Annotated in this window: 14 protein-coding genes and 2 pseudogenes; 5 read left to right on the forward strand and 11 right to left on the reverse strand. The window is 69.0% G+C overall.

Features of this window, described 5'->3' with window-relative positions; translation table 11 throughout:
- Positions 1–153: 153 nt before the first annotated feature.
- Both OHT57_RS46165 and OHT57_RS46170 read left to right on the forward strand, forming a co-directional pair.
- On the forward strand, positions 154–1026 hold the full coding sequence (locus tag OHT57_RS46165; protein WP_328752962.1) for an amidohydrolase family protein: 873 nt from the start codon (positions 154–156) through the stop codon (positions 1024–1026).
- Positions 971–1342: pseudogene (locus OHT57_RS46170) on the forward strand (RNA-guided endonuclease InsQ/TnpB family protein); the annotation flags it as partial. The gene OHT57_RS46165 and the pseudogene OHT57_RS46170, both read left to right, overlap by 56 nt.
- A 174-nt stretch (positions 1343–1516) precedes the next feature.
- Here the strand turns inward: OHT57_RS46170 and OHT57_RS46175 are convergent.
- The 5 genes and pseudogenes from OHT57_RS46175 to OHT57_RS46195 form a co-directional block, all read right to left on the reverse strand.
- Positions 1517–2026: an AMIN-like domain-containing (lipo)protein gene (locus OHT57_RS46175; protein ID WP_328752963.1), complete on the reverse strand. Its 510-nt coding sequence runs from the start codon at positions 2024–2026 to the stop codon at positions 1517–1519.
- Between the two features lie 89 nt (positions 2027–2115).
- A complete protein-coding gene (locus OHT57_RS46180) occupies positions 2116–2286 on the reverse strand; it encodes a hypothetical protein (protein WP_328752964.1) in 171 nt (56 codons plus the stop codon).
- Positions 2287–2381: 95 nt separating this feature from the next.
- Positions 2382–2789, reverse strand: a complete 408-nt coding sequence (locus OHT57_RS46185; RefSeq protein WP_328752965.1) for an FG-GAP repeat domain-containing protein — start codon at positions 2787–2789, stop codon at positions 2382–2384.
- A gap of 343 nt (positions 2790–3132) precedes the next feature.
- Positions 3133–4251, reverse strand: a pseudogene (locus tag OHT57_RS46190) (IS630 family transposase); the annotation flags it as partial.
- An 83-nt stretch (positions 4252–4334) separates the two neighbouring features.
- Entirely contained in the window at positions 4335–4787 is a 453-nt protein-coding gene (locus OHT57_RS46195) for a hypothetical protein (protein ID WP_328752966.1), read from the reverse strand.
- A 275-nt stretch (positions 4788–5062) separates the two neighbouring features.
- On the opposite strand from OHT57_RS46195, the gene fxsT reads away from it, so the two are divergent.
- Positions 5063–7084, forward strand: a complete 2022-nt coding sequence (gene fxsT / locus OHT57_RS46200; protein WP_328752967.1) for an FxSxx-COOH system tetratricopeptide repeat protein — start codon at positions 5063–5065, stop codon at positions 7082–7084.
- 362 nt (positions 7085–7446) lie between these two features.
- Here fxsT and OHT57_RS46205 read toward each other — a convergent pair whose 3' ends face one another.
- A complete protein-coding gene (locus OHT57_RS46205) occupies positions 7447–8262 on the reverse strand; it encodes a helix-turn-helix transcriptional regulator (RefSeq protein ID WP_328752968.1) in 816 nt (271 codons plus the stop codon).
- Between the two features lie 71 nt (positions 8263–8333).
- On the opposite strand from OHT57_RS46205, the gene OHT57_RS46210 reads away from it, so the two are divergent.
- Entirely contained in the window at positions 8334–9050 is a 717-nt protein-coding gene (locus OHT57_RS46210) for an SDR family oxidoreductase (RefSeq protein ID WP_328752969.1), read from the forward strand.
- Positions 9010–9390, forward strand: coding sequence for a transposase (locus OHT57_RS47640; RefSeq protein ID WP_443053572.1), 381 nt, complete (start codon positions 9010–9012; stop codon positions 9388–9390). Before OHT57_RS46210 ends, OHT57_RS47640 begins: the two co-directional genes overlap by 41 nt.
- 167 nt (positions 9391–9557) lie before the next feature.
- Here the strand turns inward: OHT57_RS47640 and OHT57_RS46215 are convergent, their stop codons facing one another.
- From OHT57_RS46215 to OHT57_RS46235, 5 genes are read right to left on the reverse strand one after another with little or no spacing between them, the layout of a single operon-like run.
- The gene (locus OHT57_RS46215; protein ID WP_328752970.1) at positions 9558–10424 is read right to left on the reverse strand and encodes a sugar phosphate isomerase/epimerase family protein; all 867 of its coding nucleotides are present in this window, start codon (positions 10422–10424) and stop codon (positions 9558–9560) included.
- Positions 10421–11437, reverse strand: coding sequence for a Gfo/Idh/MocA family protein (locus tag OHT57_RS46220; protein ID WP_328752971.1), 1017 nt, complete (start codon positions 11435–11437; stop codon positions 10421–10423). The genes OHT57_RS46215 and OHT57_RS46220 overlap by 4 nt, the downstream gene beginning before the upstream one ends.
- 23 nt (positions 11438–11460) lie before the next feature.
- The gene (locus tag OHT57_RS46225; RefSeq protein ID WP_328752972.1) at positions 11461–12876 is read right to left on the reverse strand and encodes a sugar porter family MFS transporter; all 1416 of its coding nucleotides are present in this window, start codon (positions 12874–12876) and stop codon (positions 11461–11463) included.
- Between the two features lie 8 nt (positions 12877–12884).
- Positions 12885–13832: a TIM barrel protein gene (locus tag OHT57_RS46230; RefSeq protein ID WP_328752973.1), complete on the reverse strand. Its 948-nt coding sequence runs from the start codon at positions 13830–13832 to the stop codon at positions 12885–12887.
- 24 nt (positions 13833–13856) lie between these two features.
- Positions 13857–15353, reverse strand: a complete 1497-nt coding sequence (locus OHT57_RS46235; RefSeq protein ID WP_328752974.1) for a CoA-acylating methylmalonate-semialdehyde dehydrogenase — start codon at positions 15351–15353, stop codon at positions 13857–13859.
- Positions 15354–15362: the final 9 nt, after the last annotated feature.

The following is a 15362-nucleotide window of genomic DNA, read 5'->3' on the forward strand; positions in this document are numbered from 1 at the left end:
CCTGCCGGAGTGCACAGCGCTCGCCGTAACTCAAACGTTACTGAATGCCTTTCAGTGAAACTCTTCCCGTTGCCGCGGGCGGCGCCTACATTACCCGAAACCGAACGCCTTTCAATTAAGCGGTCGGGATGAGAGAAAGGCACCGTCACACCCATGCATGCCGACATCGTCTTCACTGGCGGAACCATCCGTACGGGAGCCGTGGGTGCTTCCGTCCACGAGGCCCTCGCCGTCGTCGACGGCCGGATCAGCGCCCTGGGGACGGCCGCGCTGGCCGCCCGGGGTCCTCGCACCACCGTCGTCGATCTGGCGGGCGGCGCACTGCTCCCCGCCTTCGGCGACAGCCATGTGCATCCGGTGATGGGCGGGCTGGGACTGCACGGGGTCCCGGTCCGGGAATGCGCAAGCGCCGAAGGCATCGTCGAGGCCGTACGGCACTGGGCCGAAGCGCACCCCGACGCCGAGTGGGTCAGCGGCGACGGCTTCGACCCGTGGCTGGCACCCGACGGCCGATTCGACGCCCGGTGGCTGGACGCCGCCGTCCCCGACCGCCCGGTCGTGCTGCGCACTACGGACCACCACACGGCCTGGGTGAACAGCGAGGCGCTGCGCCGCGCCGGGTACACGGCAAACACCCCCGATCCGGTCGGCGGAGAGATCCTGCGCCGGAACGGAACGACAGAACCCCTGGGCACGCTTCGCGAGTTCGGCGCCCTGAGCCCCGTACTCGCCCTGATCCCCCCGGCTCCCCACGAGGCGCAGGTGGCCGCGCTGCGGGAGGCCGCTGCCCGGTTCGCCGCCGCCGGCGTGACCTGGGTGCAGGACGCCTGGGTCGAGCCACACCATGCCGACGTCTGGATCACCGCCGCGACCACCGAGCCGGGTCTGCCCGTCCGCGCGGATCTCGCCTTCATCCTGGAACCCGACCGCTGGCGCGAACGGATCGCCCGTTTCGCGGCCGACCGGGACCGAAGACCTCACGATCCGCAACATGACCAAGGTCCCCGCACCCAGGCCCGACCCTGACCGGCCGGGTACCTTCCTGCCCAACGGGGCCGCCGCCAAAGCCGGGCTCAACAAGTCGATCGCCGATGCCGGATGGGGGGTGTTCCTGACGATCCTGCACGCCAAGGCTGAAAGCGCCGGACGGGAAGTGATCGCCGTGGACCCCCGCAACACCTCCCGCACCTGCCCCGAATGCGGGCACACCGCGAAGGAGAATCGGCCCACACAGGAAAAGTTCCACTGCGTCTCGTGCGGCCACCACGCCCACGCCGACACCGTGGCAGCCACCAACGTATTACGGGCCGGGCTGGTCCGTCGCAACGCCAACCCGGCGTAACGAGAAGCCCCCGGCTTCAGCCGGGGGAGGAGTCACGACCCCGTTCTGACCTTCACCCATGCCCAGCGGCGAGCCGACGCGACACGACGACCGTCCTGCCCGCCCCGCGTGGACACGACCACAGCCGTGCCCTGCGGATCGACGCCACCCGCGGCAACTGGGACGAGATCGAGCTCAGTGCGAGGAACGGCAGGTGTTGTGGTGGGCGATGTCGAGGACGAAGCGCTCGGGGCGGTGCAGGTGCTTCGTCGTGTAGGAGGGCTTGCTGTCGAACGCGGCACCGAAGGTGACGACGCCCTCGAAGTCACCGGTCAGTGCGAAGCCCTTGAGCTTCGGCAGATTCAGCTTGATCAGGCGCGGGCCTTTGTAGACGTTCCTGCCCGCGTTGTTGTGGGCTGCGGCTGGGGAGAGCTTGATCTCCAGGAAGTGCTTCCCGGCCAGCGGGACCTTCTTCCCCGAGCTGTCGTAGCGGAGTTCCTTGACACGCGTGACGGTGGTCGGCGGCAGTTTGCTCTTCACATCGATGACGACCCGGTCGAAGGAGCAGTGACCGGCGATCCTGGCGTTGACCACGAGACTCGTGGACGGTGCCGGGGACGTGGCGGCGGCAGAGGTCGATGCCGCGGTGCCGGCCAGCAGAAGTGCGCTCGCGGTGATGGCCATGAGGCGATGGCGGGTGTACATAACGCCCCCCTATGGGACGTCGGGGACTGGTGGTCACAGTATGAGACAAATGTGAGGGTCATACGGTTGCACGCTTTGGCCAATGATTCTCATGCACTGAAGTGCGACCGCCGACCTCGACGGTCGCCGGCATAGCCGCGGTCGGCCCAGACCCGGGTGATCTGCGGCTGGGGGAGGCGCGGCTGCCAGAACACGTCGCGGGCGGCGTCGGGGTCCACCCCTTCCAGGACGGCGTGCACATCCTGGGGCTTCTGCGGCATCGCCACCAGTACGAGAAAACCGCCACTTCCTACGAAGCGGCGGTCAAACTCGCGTCATTCCTGTTCTGGGAAAGATCCGTTCTCGAAGACGATTCTTAGAAGAGGCCCTTGTAGCCCTGCCGGCCGGTGGCGATGCGCGTGCGCGACCCGAACGATCCCTTGCCGTCCCCGGTGATGTCCTCGACGCCGACGACCACGTTGTAGGAGCCGCCCCAGGCGCCGAACAGCTTCACGCGCGCCCTGGAGGTGCCCTTGCCCGTCCCGTCGTACCGGTACAAGTTGTTCGCCGTGTCCTGGGCGAGCAGGTCACCGACGCCGTCGCCGTTCAGGTCCCCGGCCCCGACGACCTTCTTGTAGGTCTTCCAGCTGTCGTAGAGCTTCACCCGGGCGGAGAGCTTGCCCGTGCTGGTGCCCTTGTAGAGATAGACGGTCCCGGTCGAGGAGTTCCGCGCGATCAGGTCAGGTAGGCCGTCCTTGTCCACGTCACCGGGCGCGGTCAGCACGTCGTACTGGTTCCAGCCGGACGTTCCCAGCGAGGTGTATGGCGTCGACGGCTTCAGCGCGGCCCCGCAGCCTGGCTTCTAGGCACGCAGGGCACCGCTGCTCAGGCGTACCAGGACGTCGTTGCACCGGTCCCCGCTGAGGTCCCCGAACGGCACCGCCTTGATCGAGGTCGGCCAGCCGCTCACGCTCACCTTCCCGGAGAATGTGCCCTTGCCGGCGCTCTGCTGGAAGGTCAGCGTGCCCGCGGAGTTGAGGGTGAGGAGGTCGCCGAAGCCGTCGTCGCCCGCGTGGTCGCGGCGGACCGCCTAGTGCTGTGACCGTGTTGGTTCGCCGGGTTGGTCTGGCTGCGGTGGTGAGGGGGCGTCCGCCCCAGCGGATGCCTTTCTCGCTGCGGATGCGGGCGCGTTCCTTGCGTTCGGCGGCCAGGACGTCGCGATGGCGGGCGTTGGCGTTGCGCCAGCGCAGGTAGGCGTGCAGGGCCCGGGTCTGCACGATGTGGTTGGGGTGGTGGGAGTTGGCGATGGTGAACTGCCTCAGCGGGCCGAAGTGGGCCTCGATGGGGTTTGCCCAGGAGGCGTAGGTCGGGGTGAAGCACAGCTCGACCTTGTTCTTCTTCGCCCAGCGGCGGATGTCGGTGCCCTTGTGGGCGGACAGGTTGTCCATGATCACGTAGATCGGGGCGCCGTCCGGGCGGGCAGCGCGGATCGATTTCAGCGCGGCCAATGTGTTCATGGCGCCCTTCTTGCGGCGGTTCACGCCCCATAACGTGTCGTCGCCGACCGAGTAGCAGCCGTGGAAATACCGGACTCCGTGGGTGCGGTGGTAGGTGGCCGGCAGCCGGTCGGGCCGGGTCTGTTCGGCCCAGCAGTTGCCGCCGGTGGGCCGGATCCCGAGCGGGCCGAACTCGTCGAAGGCGAAGACCCGGTCCGGGAAGCGGTCCAGGACGTGCTCGATGCGGTCGAGCTTGGGGTCGCGCTCGGGGTCCGGGGACTCCTTCCAGGTCTTGGTGCGCTGGAAGGTGATGCCACGGCGGGCGAGCAGGCACCGTAATGCCTCGCGGCCGATGCGGATCACCCGGCCGTGGACTTTGCGCAGGTAGGCGACGAGCTTGCGCAGTGACCAGCGGGTGAAGGGCTGGCCGACCTTGACCGGGCGGGTGGTGGCCGTCGCGATGACGAAGTCCTCGTCGTCATCGCTGAGTTGGCGGGGACGGCCTCCCGCCCATTGAGGGTCCAGGCAGGCCAGGCCGATCTCGTTGAAGCGGTGGATCACATCCCGGACGGTGTCCTCGTCGGCCGCCACGAGTTGGGCGATCACCGGCACCCGGTTCCCGCCGGCCGAGGCCAGTAGCATCATCGCGCGCCGGTAGCGCACCGTGCTGGTGCTGCCGCGGCGCACGATCTGCTGCAGCTTCTGCCCCTCCTGGTCGGTCAGTCTGCGCACACGCACAGGCTCGGCCACCGCACCTCCAGCGATCGGATCGGACGTCACCGCACATCCAACCGCCACGACCACCAACCCGGCCAACCGATGCGGTCACAGCACTAGCCCTTCACCAGTTGGACCGTGCCGGTCACCGTGAGCGGGCCGCCGACGCCGTCCGCCGGGGTGACGGTGACGGTCCAGTCGTAGGAACCGTTCGGCGCGAACGCGTCCCCGGTCCTCGTGGTGTCCAGGCCGAACCAACCGACCTGCAGCTCGCCGCGTGCAGCGCCGCTGCCCCGTCCATCGGAGTAGACCTTGCCGGTCGCGCGGTTGCGCACGGTCAGGTTCCAGCCGGAGGACGGCTTGGACAGCAGCAGGGTGGTCAGGGTGTCGGGCACCGTGTCGAACGATTGCGCCGTGACGGACGCGGCCTTGACAGCCGGTGCGAGCAGCCGCAGCGGCTGCTGTGCCACGCCGGACGGTACGAGGTGCACCTGCTCCTGGGCGTCGACGTAGGCCGCGTTCGCGCCCGCATCGTCGACGGGTCCAGCGTACGTCCCGCTGCGAGACACCGGTGTCAGGCAGATCGCCGATGACCCGGCTCACGGCGGTTCCGTCGGCGACCGTGGTGAGCGTCAGCTGCCCGGCCTGCTTGTCGTGTGTGACGACGAACCCGTCCCCGGGCTCACCTATCCTACGAATGACCGGCGTGGACCCGCCAAAACGGTAGTACAAGCTCAGGTCTGTTTCTTCGGCAGGCTCTCTCATCGGTTTCGTCAGCGGCTCCTGGGATAGCATCACGCAGGCTGTTGGCCGTCGCGGAAGCGGTGATACTGAAGAGGGAGCCATGTGGCGAACGCTGGCCGGTGTGGTGTCCGGTCTGCTTGTGCTGTTCGTCGGCAGTCTCGCCTTCAACGCGGCATCCGGGCAAAGCCATTGGCCAGGACCGCTCGACCTCGTGCGGGTCCACCCCTGGCTGGCGCTCCTCCTCCTGATACCTGTGTCGCTGATCGGGCTGTGGCAGGCGCCGCGCCGCGACCGCGGACCGAACCCGCCCATGACGTACCAACTGCCGCCGCGCAACACTGACTTCGCTGCCCGCGACGCCACGCTGCGGGAACTGCGGCAGCGCCTCACCTCGGCGAGCGGTGTCCCGATGCTGGTCGTGCGTGGGATGGGCGGTGTCGGCAAGACCCAACTCGCGGTCGAATACGCCTACCGACATCTTGAGAAGTACCGGTTCATCGCGTTCGTGCATGCCGGGGACGCCGATCGGGTGGCGTCGCAGTTCGTGTCTCTGGCCGGGGAGCTGGGGCTGGCGGAGGCAAGCTTCGACCAGGTCATCCCGCGGGTGTACGGCAAGTTGGCGGACCGCAGGCCTTGGCTGATCATCTTCGACAACGGGGAGGAACAGAACACTCTCACGCACGCGCTGCCGTCGGGTGGCCTGGCGACCAACGGCCATGTCATCGTCACCACCAGAGTGAGGAACTGGTCGAGCAGTGCCGGTGTGATCGGTCTGGACGTGTTCGCCAGGCAGGAGTCGGTGAGACTGCTGACGCGTCGGGTGCCCGGCATGACCGCGGCGGTAGCGGACCGGATCGCCGAGGAACTGGGGGACCTGCCGCTGGCGTTGGAGCAGGCAGCCGGGTACATGGAGTACAACCAGACGGCGCCCGATGACTACGTGATGCTGTTGGCGTCCCGGCTGGAGGAGATGATCTCGCTGCGCGCACCGGGCGACCGGTCGGCGGTGATGGTGGGGGCCCTGTGGCAGCTCAGTGTGCGAAGGCTGGAGGCGGAGCGGCCGCAGGCAGTGCGGATGCTGAGGCTGTGTGCCCTACTGGCGCCGGAGCCGATCCCGCTGGACCTGTTCACCCGTAGTCCCGAGATCCTGAACGTGGGCGCCGCCGATCCGCTGGTGTGGGACAGGACGGTCGGCGCCCTGGCCGGTCTGGGACTCGCGCGGCGCGGGAACGCATCCCTGGTGGTGCACCGGCTGGTGCAGGCCGCCGTCCGGGCCGATATGCCGGAGGAGGCGCATGCCGACGCCCGGGTCCAGCTGTGCCGGACGCTGGTCGCGGCCGTGCCGCACGACGTCCACGGTGACCCGGACGCGCGGCCGCGCTGGCAGGAGTTGCTCTCGCACGTCCTGGCGGTGACCAAGGACGATCCACCGGCCGAGTGCGCTGCGGAGACGGCGGTGCTGCTCAGGCTGGCGTCGGAATTCCTCATCCAGATCGGGGACTACCAGATGGCACTGCCTCTGTGTGAGCGTGCCCTCGCGATCGACGAGTCGATCGAGGGCCGGGATGCGGAGACCGGCTTCGATCTGATCACTCTGGCGCAGATCCACCGTGAGCTCCACGCGCCGGAGAGGGCCCGCCCACTCGTGGAACGCGCGCTGCGGCTGCACGAGTCCTGCCTGCCGGCGAACGATCCCGCTATCGGAACGGACCTGGCCACGCTCGCGCGCACGCTGTGCCTCCTCGGTGAACACCGTGCGGCGCTGCCACTGGCCGAGCGGGCGCTGCAGATCGACGAGGCGGCGCTCGGGCCGAACGACCCGTACGTGAGCTTCGACCTGATTGCACTGGCGAACGTCCATGTCGACCTCGGCGACTACGAGGCGGCCCTGCCGCTGATCTCACGGGCACTGCAGATCCGCGAGGCCGTCTATGCGCCGGACCACCTGTACATCGGCTACGTCCTCATCCTCCAGGCCAAGGTCCTGCACGCGATGAACACCCCGACCGCCGTGGATTTCGCGCGCCGGGGTGCACAGATCCTGCAGACCCGGCTGGGCCGGACCCACCCCAAAACCGAGGATGCCTTCGCTCTGGTCGACCGGCTGCGTCGACTGACGTGACGAGGACACCGGGGCCGGCAAGGCCGCTGTGCAGCGTTCCCGGAGGTGGCCGAGTTCCTTGGCGGGGTCGGCTTATGGTGGCCCGGTAGGGGAAGTTGGCTGTTCCGCCGCCCACCCCGCCCTTTCGCCTCCAGCCGGTTCCCAGTCTCGTATTTGCGGCCGCTGTGCTCTGCACGAGGCGCCGGTTCCGGTTACGCCGCCGATGGCCGGAGATACGCCGAGCCGTCTGCAGGTTGTGTTCGTCGAAGAGCCGGCGCAGACAGGCGGCGTGGAAAGCCTCAGCATCAAGGTGGGCACAGGCCCAATGAATAGTGAGTTGCGACGCCCTGTGACCGTTGGCGAGACCTGTGCGCATCCTCGTTTCAGATCGCCTGCGTGGCCAGCCTGGACAGGGCCCGCACGGCAGGTGATCCGGGGTCGGCTGTCATCAGGACGACCTCCTGGTCGTCCTCGGGCACGAGCAGGATGTCGCAGTTCAACCGCAGCGCGCCGGCCTCCGGGTGGTTCAGGGTCTTGGTGCGATGCCCGGGAGCGTGGACGGGACGCGTCTGCCAGATCTGCCGGAACTCCTCACTGCCGGCGTGCAGTTCGGCCAGCAGCGCGGCCAGCTGCAGGTCATGCGGGTAGCGGTCGGCGGCCCGGCGCAGCCGCGCCACCACGATGTGCCCGAATTCCTCGGCGCTGGAGCTCTCGTACGTCCGCCCCTGGCCCAGGAAGCGGCGTCGGGCCAGGTTCGTCGTCCCGCGTCCAAGGTCGGCGCCGAGCAGTGCCCGGGCCAGGGGGTTCCAGGCGACAACGTCGTACGCCGCGTCAGTGACGATGGCACCGGTCTGCGGGAGCCGCTCCAGCATCCGGGCCACGTGCGGGCGCACCCGCCGCACGGCGCTGATGCCGGGCGGCGCGCTCGAACCCGCCAGGCGGAACAGATGGCTGCGCTCGGCCGGCGTGAGCCGCAGCGCGCGGGCCAGCGCGTCCAGGATCCGGGCCGATGGCCGCGGACCCCGGGCCTGCTCCAGCCGCGTGTAGTAGTCGACCGACATGTGGGCGAGCTCCGCCACCTCTTCGCGGCGCAGACCCGGTGTGCGGCGGTCGGTGCCCGTCGCCGCCAGGCCGATCTCGTGCGGACGCAGGGCCGCCCGGCGGTCCCGCAGGTAGTGGGCCAGCTCCTGCCGCGCCATACCGCCTCCTCCCACTGCCTGGTACAGGCTGTCCCTGGCATGGCACCCACGACCAGGGAAGTGTGGGTGCCATGAATGAACGCACAGCTCTGGTCACCGGTGCCAACAAGGGCATCGGCAAGCATATCGCCCGGCTGCTCGCCGCCGAGGGCCTCACCGTGTACGTGGGCTCCCGTGACCCCGGGCGCGGGCAACGGGCCGTCGAGGAGATCGGAGCCGGGGCCCGTCTGCTGGTCCTCGACGTGAGTGATCCCGACGGCATCGCACAGGCCGCGGCTCAGATGGACCGCTTGGACGTGCTGGTCAACAACGCCGGCATCTCGCCGACACTCGCCCCGCCGACCGACACCGGCGTCGAGGAGTACCGGCGCACCTACGAGACCAATGTGTTCGGGGTAGTGGCGGTGACCAATGCCTTCCTGCCCGCCCTGCGCCGGTCCCCGAGCCCGCGCATCGTCAACATCTCCAGTGGCACCGCGTCGCTGACCTGGAGCACCACCCCCAACCCCCAGTTCACCCCGGGAAGCGGCGGCGGCGGCGCCTACCGGTCGTCCAAGGCCGCCCTCAATGCCCTCACCGTCCTCTACGCCCAGACGCTGGCCCAGGACGGCTTCAAGGTCAACGCGCTCGCCCCCGGCCTGCGGGCCACTGATCTCAACCCCCGGGCCGCCGCGGCCGGCGGCGACCCGTCCGAGGCCGCCCAAGGTGCCCTCCGCCTGGCCCTGCTGCCGGACGACGGCCCCACCGGTGGCTTCTTCTCCTGGGACGGAACCCCCGTGCCCTGGTGATCAGTCATGCGCGGAGGACGGGTGCCCGACCCCGCGCACTCGCTCTGCTGCCCACCCGCGCACTCCACGAGATCCAGACCCACAACCGCCCGGACCAGCACACCCAGGACTGGCAGCAGCGCTACGCGATCCGCGCCGGCATCGAGCCACCCTCTCCCAGAACGTCCGCTCCTGCGGCCTGCGCAGAACCCGCTACCGCGGCCTGCAAAAGACCCACGTCCAGCACGTCCTGACCACGCTCGCATGCAACCTCACCCGCGTCGCCGACTGGATCGCCGACGCGACACCCACCCGACGCCGATCAACACGCTTCCACGCCCTCTGCACCGCCACCGCATAGGCACACAAGATCACCAACAGAGTCACGGCATTGCGCCTAGGCCACGCCCGGACGGCAACACCGGTCACGCGCGTGACCGGTGTTGCCGCCCACTTGGCACGCCGCATCTGGCAGGCGCCCTGCACCGGAGAGGCGGCTCCTCACATCTCCCGCAGGTACCTGGTGGGCTATCCGGCCAGTTCCTTGGAGATGCGGTCCAGCATGAACGCCGAGGACTCGCGGGCCCGCTCCTCCCAGGCGAAGACACACGCCGTGGCCACGCCGTCGAAGTCCAGCTCCCGCAGGGTGCCGAAGAAAACTTCCCAGTCGACCTCGCCCTGGCCGATGTCCAGGTGCTGGTGGATGCGGGCCGCGGTGCCGGGCGGGTTGAGGATGTACCGCAGCCCGCTGGAACCCTTGTGGTTGAAGGAGTCCGCGATGTGCACGTGCTGGAGCCTGTCACCGGCGTAGCGCATCATCGCCGCGATGTCGGCCGTCAGGTCGGCGCCGGACAGGTGGAAGGAGTGCGGGGCGCAGTACAGGTAGTTGACCCATGGCTTGTTGATCGCCCGGACGAGGTCGACGGCGGGGGTGTTCTCCTCGCAGAAGTCGTCCGGGTGGGCCTCCAGGTTCAAAGCGATGCCTTCGCGCTCGAACAGCGGGAGCAGCTCCTCCAGGGAGCGCCAGAACGCGGCCTCGCTCTCGGCGGCGCGCTCGGGGCGGCCGTTGAACTCGCTGTTCATCAACGGGCATTCGAGGTCTGCGGTGATTTCGATCATCCGCTTCCAGTAGTGGACTGCGGCCTGCCGCTCGGTCTCGTCGGGCGAGGACCACTTGTAGAGCGGCAGGACGGAGGAGAGCTGCACGCCGTGGGTGCGCAGGGCGTTCTTCAGCTCGGCGATCCGCTCGTCGTCCGCGCGCGGGTGCAGGAAGAACGGCATGAAGTCGTCGCGCGGCGACAACTCGATGTACTCGTAGCCGAGTTCGGCCACCGTGCGCACCATGTCGTCGATCGGCAGGGAGCGGAACATGTACGGGTCGAGAGCGATCTTCACGCGACACCTCCGTAGAAAGCGGGACGGGGCTTGAGGTCCGTGGCGACGACGCGGCCCGACTCCAGTGCCTCGACGGTCGTGGCGGTGATGACGGTGGCGGCGTATCCGTCCCAGGCGGACGGCCCGGTGGGCTCGTCACCGGCGGCAATGCCTGCGATCCACTCCCGGAACTCGGTGTCGAAGGCGTCCCGGAAGCGGCCGACCCAGTCGGTGAGCACCTCGGTGCTGTGCTGGGCGGCCCTGCGGACCGCGACGGTGGCCGGGTCGGGCAGCCGTACGAGGCCCTCCTCGCCGACTGCCTCACACTGGATGTCGTAGCCGTACTGGCAGTTGACGAAGACCTCAAGGTCGATGCGGACGCCCTTGGCGGTCTCGAAGAGCATGATCTGCGGGTCCTTCAGGTGCGCGAACCGCCTGCTCGTGGCGCGCGGGGTGAGCACCTGGGTGGAGACGATCTCGTCGTCGAGGAGCCAGCGCAGCACGTCCACCTCATGCACCGCCGTGTCCAGGGCCGCCATGGCAGAGGTGTACGACTGAGGGACGGTCGGGTTGCGGTGGGCGCAGTGCACGATCAGCGGCTCACCGATCCGGCCCGCGTCGATGACCTGCTTCATCTGCCGGTAGCCGGCATCGTAGCGGCGCATGAAGCCGACCTGGACCAGGCGGCGGCCGTGCGCGGTCTCGGCCTCGATGATTTTGAGGCAGTCCTCGGGGGTGGTGGCCAGGGGCTTCTCACAGAACACCGGCTTACCGGCGGCGACCGCGGTCAGCACGTGCTCGGCGTGTGTGGGGCCCCACGAGGTCACGAGGACGGCGTCGACATCCTCGGAAGCGATCAGGGCGGCGCTGTCGGGCAGTACCCGGGCGTTGAACGGGGCTGCCGCGTCCTGGGCGCGGGCGGTGTCGATGTCGGTGACGGCGGTTACCTGCACGCCGGTGACGGTGTGGGTGAGGCGACGGATGTGTTCTTTGCCGATCCAGCCGGCGCCGATGACGCCTACGCGTACGGTCATGTGGATTCCTACCTGGTCCTGAACTAGGAGAAGCGCGTGCGGAGTTCGGCTTCGAGGGTTTCGAGGGAGCGCCCCTTGGTCTCGGGGACGCAGAGCTTCACGAAGGCGACGGCGAGGATGCCCAGCACCGCGAAGAGGAAGAAGGTGTTGGACACGCCCACCCCGTCGACCAGGGAGGGGAAGGCGAGCCCGATGGCGAAGTTGGTCAGCCACAGTACGACGGCGGCCATGCCCATCCCAGAGGCGCGCATCCGCATGGGGAAGATCTCCGAGAGCATCAGCCAGGTCACCGGTGAGATCGCGCCTTGCTGGAAGGCGAGGAAGGTGACGGTCATCGCGAGCACGAGGTATGCCCGGGCGTCGCCGGACGGCAGGAGCAGTGAGAAGACACCGATCAGCACCAGCGCGGCTGTGGTTCCGAGCTGTCCGGTCATCAGCATCGGACGGCGGGGCACGCGGCCCAGCAGCCAGATCCCGACGAAGGTGGCGAGCACGGAGACGACACCGTTGGCGATGTTGGCGGTCAGCGCGCTGTCGGAGGTGAAGCCGGCGTCGGTGAGGATCTGGGTGCCGTAGTACATGATCGTGTTGACACCGGTGACCTGTTGCACGATCGCGATCCCGAAGCCCACGAACATCAGCCTGCGGATCCAGGGTGTGGCTTTGATGTCCGCCCAGCCACCGAGCCGCTGCTCGGCGTCCTTGACGGCGAGCGCGGCCACCTCTTTGAGCTCGGCCTCGGCCCGCTGCCGGGTCCTGACTTGCTTGAGGACGTCCAGGGCCTCGTTGTAGCGGCTCTTCGAGGCCAGCCATCGGGGACTTTCCGGCATCACCAGGACGCCGAACCAGAGAGCCACGGCCGGTAGTGTCGCCACGACCAGCATCCAGCGCCACACACCGCCGGACTCGTCGCCCACCCGTGCGATGACCGCGTTGCAGGTGAACGCGGTTAGTTGGCCGGTGACGATCATGAGTTCGTTACGGGTGACCAGTGCGCCCCGCCGCTCCGCGGGGGAGATCTCCGCGAGGTACACGGGTACCGTGACCGACGCGCCGCCGACCGCGAGACCGAGCACGAACCTGGCCACGACCATGACCTCGGTGTTCGGGGCGAGGGTGGCGGCCAGCGCGCCGACGAAGAACAGGACGGCCAGCGTGAGGATGCTGCGCCGTCGGCCGCGTGTGTCCGAGAGCCGTCCTCCGACGACCGCGCCGAGCGCGGCGCCCAGCAGGAGGGAGCTGGTGACCATGCCCTCGGTGATGGGCGTGAGTCCGAGGTCGTCGGTCATGTACGGCAGGGCGCCGTTGATGACGCCGGTGTCGTAGCCGAAGAGGAGCCCGCCGAAGGTGGCCACGACCGTGATGAGCCGCAGTCGGCGGGAGACGACCGCAGGGGGCGCGTGGTCCGTGACCGGGCCGGTGCCGAGCTTGACGTCCATGGTGCCTCCTAACCGAGCTTCGGGCGTCGGGTACCCGTCAGCCCGCAGCTCGCCAGGTGCTCACGGGTGCTGATCGCGATGGGCAGCGGCACCTCGGGCGCACACGGATACAGGTCCTGCTCGACGATCACGAACAACTCAGCGTCCAGCTTGGCCAGTTCGGCCACCACGTCGGCCGGGTTCGGCACCCCCGCGGGTGGTGAGACACACACCCCGCGCTTGACGGCTTCCCCGAAGCCCAGGTTTTCTGCGGCGACCTGGGCGAGGATCTCGGGGTCCATCTGCTTGATGTGGACGTAGCCGACGCGCTCGCCGAACCGGCGGATCAGGTCCAGGTTGTCGCCGCCGCCGTAGGCCACGTGCCCGGTGTCCAGACACAGGTTGGTGTAGCGGGCGTCGGACTCGTTCAGCAGCCGCTCGATCTGCGGCTGGGTCTGGATGTGGCTGTCGGCGTGAGGATGGACGACCAGGCGTATGTCGTAGTCGTCCAGGAGGAGCCTGCCGAGCCGGTCGGCGTTCTTGCCGAAGCCCGCCCACTGCTCGGCGGTCAACTCAGGGGTCTCGGTGAACGCGCCGGTCTTCTCGTCCCGGTACATGGGCGGGATCAGGACCAGATGGTGCGCGCCGGCCGCGGCGGTCAGGGCGGCCACCTGACGGACATGGGCCAGCATCTCGTCCCAGGCCTCGGGCCGGTGCAGGGCGCCGAACGCGGTGCCCCCGGAGACCTTCAGACCCCTGGCGTACAGCTCTTCCGTCAGCCGCTGCGGGTCGGTGGGCAGATAGCCGTACGGGCCGAGCTCCAGCCACTCGTATCCGCCCCGGGCGAGCTCGTCGAGGAAGCGGGTGTGCGGCACCTGGTGCTCGTCCTCGGGGAACCACACGCCCCAGGAGTCGGGCGCGGAGCCCAGGCAGAGATTGCCGACGGTGGTGCGCAGGGGGGTTGGCGCCGTTGCCATGGTGTGTCCTTCGGGGAGGGGGACTCAGCTGGAGGTGGGGAAGTTGAAGCCGGCGGAGACGTGCTGGGCCTGCTGGGGCCAGCGCGTGGTGACGACCTTGGGGCGGGTGTAGAAGCGGATGCCCTCGGGGCCGTGGATGGGGGAGTCGCCGATGAGAGAGTCCTTCCAGCCGCCGAAGGAGTAGTAGGACATCGGGACGGGCACCGGCACGTTGATGCCGATCATGCCGACCTTGATCCGGCGCTGGAAGGTGCGGGCCGCTTCGCCGGAGGCGGTGAACAGGGCGGTGCCGTTGCCGTACGGGTTGGCGTTGACCAGGTCGATGGCCTGGTCGAGGGACTCGGCGCGGACGACGGCGAGAACCGGCCCGAACAGCTCCTCCTTGTACGCCTCCATCTGCGTGGTGACGTGGTCCAGGAGGGAGGGGCCGGTGAAGAATCCGTCCTCGTGGCCGTCGATCTTCAGACCGCGGCCGTCGACGACGACGGTGGCGCCCTGGGTCTGGGCAGTGCCGACGGCGTTCTCGACGCGATCCTGGGCGGCCTTGGTGACCAGCGGTCCCATTTCGGTGCCCGGCGCGTCACCGGGGCCGACCTTCACTTCGTTCGCCTTGCGCTTGAGGATGTCCACCAGCTCGTCCGCCGCGTCGCCCACGGCGACGGCCACCGACACGGCCATGCAGCGCTCGCCGGCCGAGCCGTAGGCCCCGGCGGTGATGTGGTTGGCGGCGAACTCCAGGTCCGCGTCCGGGAGGACGACGGCGTGGTTCTTCGCGCCGCCGAGGGCCTGGACCCGCTTGCCGTGCGCAGTGGCCCGTTCGTGCACGTACTTGGCGATGGGGGTGGAGCCGACGAAGGAGACGGCCTCGATGCCCGGGTGGGTGAGGATCGCGTCGACGGCCGGCTTGCCGCCGTGGACGACGTTGAAGACGCCGTCCGGCAGCCCCGCCTTCCTGTACAGACCGGCGACGAAGTTGGCCGCGGACGGGTCCCGCTCACTGGGCTTGAGGATGAAGGTGTTGCCGGTCGCGATGGCGATGGGGTGCATCCACAGGGGCACCATGGCCGGGAAGTTGAACGGGGTGATGCCGGCGACGACACCGAGGGGCTGGCGGAAGTTGTGCACGTCCACGCCGCGGGAGACCTGGTCGGAGAAGGCCCCCTTCATTACGTCGCCGAGGCCGCAGGCGAACTCGACGACTTCGCGGCCGCGGGTGATCTCGCCGCGGGCGTCGTCGACGGTCTTGCCGTGCTCGGCCGAGATGATCCGGCCCAGCTCCTCCTCGTGCTCGACCAGCAGTTGGCGGAAGGCGAACATCACCTGGGTGCGCTGGGTGAGCGAGGACTCCGACCACGTCTCGAAGGCGGCGGCTGCCGCTGTGACGGCCGCGTCCACGTCGGCGGCGCCACCCAGCACGACCCGTGCCTGCTCGGCTCCGGTGGCGGGGTTGAAGACCGGCTGAGTCGTGGCGGCAGAGCCCTGGGTGGGGGAGCCGTTGATCCAGTGGGGAATGGTGTTCACGGGAGCGGG

The sequence above is a fragment of the Streptomyces sp. NBC_00285 genome, assembly GCF_036174265.1.
Lineage (GTDB): Bacteria > Actinomycetota > Actinomycetes > Streptomycetales > Streptomycetaceae > Streptomyces.

Bases quoted from the DNA above. Each gene is read 5' to 3' on its own strand.
- OHT57_RS46165 (WP_328752962.1), top strand. From the start codon at position 154: ATGCATGCCGACATCGTCTTCACTGGCGGAACCATCCGTACGGGAGCC.
- OHT57_RS46175 (WP_328752963.1), bottom strand. From the start codon at position 2,026: ATGTACACCCGCCATCGCCTCATGGCCATCACCGCGAGCGCACTTCTG.
- OHT57_RS46180 (WP_328752964.1), bottom strand. From the start codon at position 2,286: ATGCCGCAGAAGCCCCAGGATGTGCACGCCGTCCTGGAAGGGGTGGAC.
- fxsT (WP_328752967.1), top strand. From the start codon at position 5,063: ATGTGGCGAACGCTGGCCGGTGTGGTGTCCGGTCTGCTTGTGCTGTTC.
- OHT57_RS46205 (WP_328752968.1), bottom strand. From the start codon at position 8,262: ATGGCGCGGCAGGAGCTGGCCCACTACCTGCGGGACCGCCGGGCGGCC.
- OHT57_RS46210 (WP_328752969.1), top strand. From the start codon at position 8,334: ATGAATGAACGCACAGCTCTGGTCACCGGTGCCAACAAGGGCATCGGC.
- OHT57_RS46220 (WP_328752971.1), bottom strand. From the start codon at position 11,437: ATGACCGTACGCGTAGGCGTCATCGGCGCCGGCTGGATCGGCAAAGAA.
- OHT57_RS46225 (WP_328752972.1), bottom strand. From the start codon at position 12,876: ATGGACGTCAAGCTCGGCACCGGCCCGGTCACGGACCACGCGCCCCCT.
- OHT57_RS46230 (WP_328752973.1), bottom strand. From the start codon at position 13,832: ATGGCAACGGCGCCAACCCCCCTGCGCACCACCGTCGGCAATCTCTGC.